Raw genomic sequence first — 4,792 nt, forward strand, 5'->3', positions numbered from 1 at the left:
GGCTGCGCCATCATCTGCTGGCGACGACTCCGCACCCAACTTTGTTAGGAGTCCTAAGCAGAACATCGAGGGCGGGCCCCGACCGATTGATCGGGGCCCGCCCTCGATCTCAAGAGGCGACCGTGGGTCTAAACCAGGCCTTCAGCTCCATCGGAAGCGGAATGGACAGCGACGCTTCAACGTCCCCGTCGGAGTTGAGTTTTTCCGCGACCGCGTCGGCCACCGCCTTGACAAGGGTTTCGACCAGGTATTTGTCCGGCAAGGCCGGAATCCACTGCGAGGGGGGCACCTTCTCCTTCACCATGCAGGTCCCGAGCCAGGCCGCAGCGATAATCACCGCGCCGTTGATCGAACTCCAGGTGTCCCTAGGTCGGTCCGACAGCGGGATGAGTTCGGACAAGTCGCTGCGCTCCGCTAGGGCTGCCCCCAGCATGATGCAACTAGAGGCAAGGCTGAGGTTCCCGTCGACAAACTGAGGGACCGCGGTTGCATCCTCGTAATCCAGGCCGAAAACGTCGGCGAGCTTCTTGTTGGCGTGGGAAAGGTTCGCCCTCGCGTTCATCGGCTTGGTGCCCATCTTGCGGGCGATCATCAAAGGTTCGAAGCCAAGCAGCCGAAGGCCGAAGGCCTCGCGCTGCTTCTTGGGGAGGGCCAGGACCGCCGTCATGATCATCTCGCGATTGCCCTCGGTGGCCCTCTCTCGCGTCCGTAGGCGGTGCCTGATCTTCCGGGCCAGCCGTTCCTTCTCCCGCCGCAGGACCTTGCCGACGTTGCTCGTCGTGCAGCCCATCCGGCGCCGAGCCCAGATGGGGTGGTCCTTCACCGACTTGACGATCTCGGCGTGCGTGTAGCCGTCGGCGTGCAGGTTCAGCATGGTCCACTCCAGCGAGCTGCTGACCAGTTCCTGGGCGAGCATGTAGGCGTCGCTGTCGGCCGCGGGGTTGCGGCTGTCAGCCGGTAGGGACTCGGCGTAGCTCTGGTCCAGGGCCAGCGCGCCGCGGACGGGGTGTTGGTGACGGCTGATGACCCGGATGGCGCCGCGCTCGCAGTGGCGGTGTATCCAGGCCTTGGGCGTGTCGACCTCGTGCCACTGGCGTGCGAGGTCGATCATTGCTTCTTGGACCAGGTCCTCAGCGTCAGCGTAGTTTCCGTCGACGTAGGGGGCGTAGCGCTGGACCAGTTGCTTCCAGTTGCGCGAGACGAAGTTGGTGAACTCCTCGCCGTCGGCGGTGCCCTTCACTGGTCCCCCTGCGGGTGCGGGGCCGCGGTGAAGAACAGCAGCAGGGAACCGATCTGCTCGGCGTTCCAGCCGAAGGCGGCCAGCCAGCCGATCAGCACGATCACCCAGATGATGCGCTGGGGGCGGATCGCCAGCGGGTGCTGCGGCCTCGGAGGCGGAACGCTGGCCGACAGGGCAAGAAGAGACGACGTCATGAGCTGTTCCGTTTCTGCGCGGCTGAGTAGCCGCGCGGTCATGCGACGGGTCCGATGCCTCGCTCTGGCCGGAGACTCCCGGCAGCAGACCCAACCTGGACTACCTTGCTCGCCCCCGCCTTCGAGGGCACGGGGCGACGTTTCGTGGTTCGACTATCAGCGTGCTCGCAAGCTCCTCCTCGTTTTCACGCTTCGCGCCAACTTGGGGTTGCTCAACGCACCAACTCTTATGAAGTGTTTCTTCCAAGGAACAGTTCAGAGGGTTGGGCAGGGCTTCTTCCCTGGTCATGCGACGGGTCCGCCGCCCGCTCTGGCCGAGACTTCCGGCGGCGGACCCAACCCGGCGCCCCGACCGTCTTCGCGATCTGTGATCATCCGATAACCGAAGCGCCGCTCACCCATGTAGTGACGTCTCAACGCCCCGCACGTTTTCACGCTTCGCGCCAACTTGGGGCGCTCCGACGCACTAGTTCTGTAGAAGTGTTTCTTGCAAGGAACACCTCAGCGCGTTGGGCAGGGCTTTCTTCCCTGGCCATGCGACGGGTCCGCCGCCCGCTCTGGCCGAGACTTCCGGCGGCGGACCCAATCCTGTGTTCAAGCGCCAAGCTCGGCAAGAACTCGCGATCAGCACTGCCACGCAACAACCTGACCGCGGGGCATCTCAGCCTGCATAAGCCGTGTCCAGATGATCCGCCGCCTGCTGCAAGATGGTGGCGTCCGTGGTCGTGACGTCCATGGCGTCGCCGCCAGCCGCGCCCTGTGCAAAGAGGCCGATGAGGACGAGGACGTTGCCGCGTTGGACGAAATACTCATGTGCGTCGGTTCCCCAGTGCCCCACGCCGTTGCCCCGCGTTCCGCCGAATCTGCGTGCGGTGTGAAGATAGGCGAAGCCGCCGTCGATGGTCGCCGTCTTGTTCAACCTGACCAGCTCGATGCCCTCCATCCCGAAACCCGGTAGGGAGGTCACCGTCTTGCAGGCGGTGAAGTCTGCAGCGATCTGGTCCAGCGCGTGGCCGGCGGCCTGCGGGTCTGGGAAAAAGATCATCCGCTCCGCCAGTTGGGCCTGGGGGTTGCCGGGAAGCGCGGTGAAGTTGGCAGCCTGGACACCGTCTTTCGCCGGGTCGTAGCCCCATTCTCTTTCTGAGGGGTTGCAGGTGTACCAGTCCTGCTGGATCACGCCCGTCGCCCCGACCGGTGTCTGGCCGTCGCCCTGCCACGAGAACGCCGCGGCGAAGGGAAGCTCGGTAGGGGCAAGCCAGGCTTCTGCGACGTACTTGTGGAAGTCGGCGGTGAACGACGCGGGGCTTGAAGTAGTCGAAGGGTATGTCGACATCGCTGAGGTGGGGTTTGTCCCGTCCGTCGTCGGGTTCGAGGTGGCAAGCGGGGCTGCGACCGGCGAGGTCGTGCTCGGTCCTGGCGCCGGCGCGGCAGCCTGGCGGTTGGCGTCCAGATCAGGCCCGCTCGGCCCTGTCGCCGACGCGGCCGTCCGGAAACCGCTTGCTGAGGCTGGTCCGGGAGTATCCGGCGTCCAGAATGCCGAGTAAACCAGGACCCACAGCACCAAGCCGACTCCTCCTAGCACTAGGGCCGCAGTCGATAAGCCAGCGAAGGCCTCGTTTTCTCGCGCGAACATAACGATGCCCCAAATCACCGCGATGACGAACAGCAGCAGCATGTGGCGAAGCATCGCATGAACGGCGCGTGTAGAGCCCCACTCGATGTGGCGGGGAGCGACTAACCAGCCAGACGTTCCCAGTCCTTGCCACCGCAGCTGTGTGTGGTACTCGGGTCCAACCAACCACAGATCAGGCAGAAGTCTGGATCCTGGACGACCTCAAAGCCCCCAACAGCGACTCCCCGGACTTCGCCCGCCTGGGCGCGGCCCTGACCACCATCGCCCCAGACCTGGGCGGCCTGCTACCGCGCGAGCTCCTGGAGACCCGCCAGATCGTGTACCTGTGCCAGCACCACGCCGACGCCTACCACTACCCGGCGCATCTCCCCGAGCCCTGACACACAACATCACCACCGCCGCCGAGAAAGCTCTCCAACCCCCTCAACCGCTGCCAGGGACACTGCCGAGTACACACGACTTCGGACATCCGCGCAGCCGACCTCGGAAGCTGACACCTGGTGGTGTCGAGTGCCGTGGTGGGGATCATCAAAAACTCCCTCAACAACCCCTGTTCTTCAACAACCTCCAACCACCGTTTGCTGAGGGGTTTCGATCCCTTTCGGAGGGTGAATGAATTCGCCGCGGCAGCGGCGGTCGAGTCGATAGGATCGCCAGACACGGCTGGAGGGTAGACGCGGGTGGGCAATCTCGGGGGTTACCAGACGATAACGAAGACGGTCAAGAGCCTCGGTGGGCCCAAAAAGGCCACGACGATCCTCGTCGTGGGCAGCTATGCGGTCTTGCGATGCGTCGAAGCCGGGGGGAAGAAGGCAGTCAAGGCGGTCACGGCCGCTCGTGTGGCAAGAAACACGCCCTGCGCGACGAAGGACAAGATTTTCGCGGTCGCCTCCGACGGCGAAGACGGCAGCGGCCTGAGGCTGAGCGCCGGCGACGAGTACCGCGTGATGGAGTGCGACGGGGACGCTATCCAGATCGAGGTGCTGGGCGCCGCCGACAATCCCTACTTCGTATCGTCCGAGTTCTTGAGGTCGGTCTCGGACTTCCCAGCAGACGACACCGACTCCACAAACGACCGGTGACCCCTCCGCCCCGGCGCGCTGGTCAGATCCCGTCGTCACCCCTAGGCGTCCGGGTCGCGCAGCGCCCAAGCCCGAAGTTATCTGCATCAATGACCAGCGGCTTCGTAGTCGAGCTTGCGGGAAGGTAGGACAGACGCGCCGCCCCCCAACCTCAGCGACGCGTACAGAGAACTTCGGACATCGGCGCATGGGACTGCGGAGTCTGATACCTGATTGCGTCGTGATCTGACCGTCAGGCTGTTGTCACGGCCGCGCGTTTGGATCAAGACCGTCGGGTGGCGGCGGTCGAGCGGCTGAATGTTGCGCGATTCCGGGCAACTGGAACGCGAGCACCTGCGCCTGGTTGCCGAAGGACTCGGCGTCAGCGAGCGGACGGTGCGGCGGTGGGTCGCGCTGGACACGCCGAAGGAGCCAGCGCCGTATGAGCTGTCGGAGACCTACCGCGAGGCGTTTGCGTACTTCCACGGGAACATCGCCGCGGGGCGGGCACGGCCGCGGAGCCGCCGGTGCCGAAGTTCCTGGTGTCTGGATGGGCTGGGGCGCGGTGGTCGCGATCGCTTTGCGCTGGGCTGCCGTGCGTTTCCACTAAGGACTCCTAACAAAGTTGGGTGCGGAGTCGTCGCCAGCAGATGATGGCGCAGCC

The 4,792-nt window shown here is 64.9% G+C and carries 5 protein-coding genes; 2 read left to right on the forward strand and 3 right to left on the reverse strand.

Annotated elements, in window-relative coordinates; all coding sequences use genetic code 11:
• Positions 1–109 precede the first annotated feature (109 nt).
• The 3 genes from ABD466_RS44155 to ABD466_RS44165 form a co-directional block, all read right to left on the reverse strand.
• The gene (locus ABD466_RS44155; protein ID WP_344663308.1) at positions 110–1,240 is read right to left on the reverse strand and encodes a sigma factor; all 1,131 of its coding nucleotides are present in this window, start codon (positions 1,238–1,240) and stop codon (positions 110–112) included.
• Complete coding sequence (locus tag ABD466_RS44160) at positions 1,237–1,434, reverse strand: hypothetical protein (protein ID WP_344663309.1); 198 nt, start codon at positions 1,432–1,434, stop codon at positions 1,237–1,239. Before ABD466_RS44160 ends, ABD466_RS44155 begins: the two co-directional genes overlap by 4 nt.
• A gap of 661 nt (positions 1,435–2,095) precedes the next feature.
• The gene (locus ABD466_RS44165; protein ID WP_344663310.1) at positions 2,096–3,109 is read right to left on the reverse strand and encodes a hypothetical protein; all 1,014 of its coding nucleotides are present in this window, start codon (positions 3,107–3,109) and stop codon (positions 2,096–2,098) included.
• A 98-nt stretch (positions 3,110–3,207) separates the two neighbouring features.
• Here ABD466_RS44165 and ABD466_RS44170 point away from each other — a divergent pair, with 98 nt between their 5' ends.
• Positions 3,208–3,447 (forward strand): hypothetical protein, encoded by a 240-nt coding sequence (locus ABD466_RS44170; protein ID WP_344663311.1) that lies wholly within the window; start codon positions 3,208–3,210, stop codon positions 3,445–3,447.
• Positions 3,448–3,747: 300 nt separating this feature from the next.
• Positions 3,748–4,149, forward strand: a complete 402-nt coding sequence (locus ABD466_RS44175) for a hypothetical protein (protein ID WP_344663312.1) — start codon at positions 3,748–3,750, stop codon at positions 4,147–4,149.
• Positions 4,150–4,792: the final 643 nt, after the last annotated feature.

Source organism: Catenulispora subtropica (assembly GCF_039531675.1).
Lineage (GTDB): Bacteria > Actinomycetota > Actinomycetes > Streptomycetales > Catenulisporaceae > Catenulispora > Catenulispora subtropica.

What these genes read in the sequence shown, in the direction of transcription:
- ABD466_RS44160 (WP_344663309.1), bottom strand. Translation starts at nt 1,434, where the DNA reads ATGACGTCGTCTCTTCTTGCCCTGTCGGCCAGCGTTCCGCCTCCGAGG.
- ABD466_RS44165 (WP_344663310.1), bottom strand. Translation starts at nt 3,109, where the DNA reads ATGCTGCTGCTGTTCGTCATCGCGGTGATTTGGGGCATCGTTATGTTC.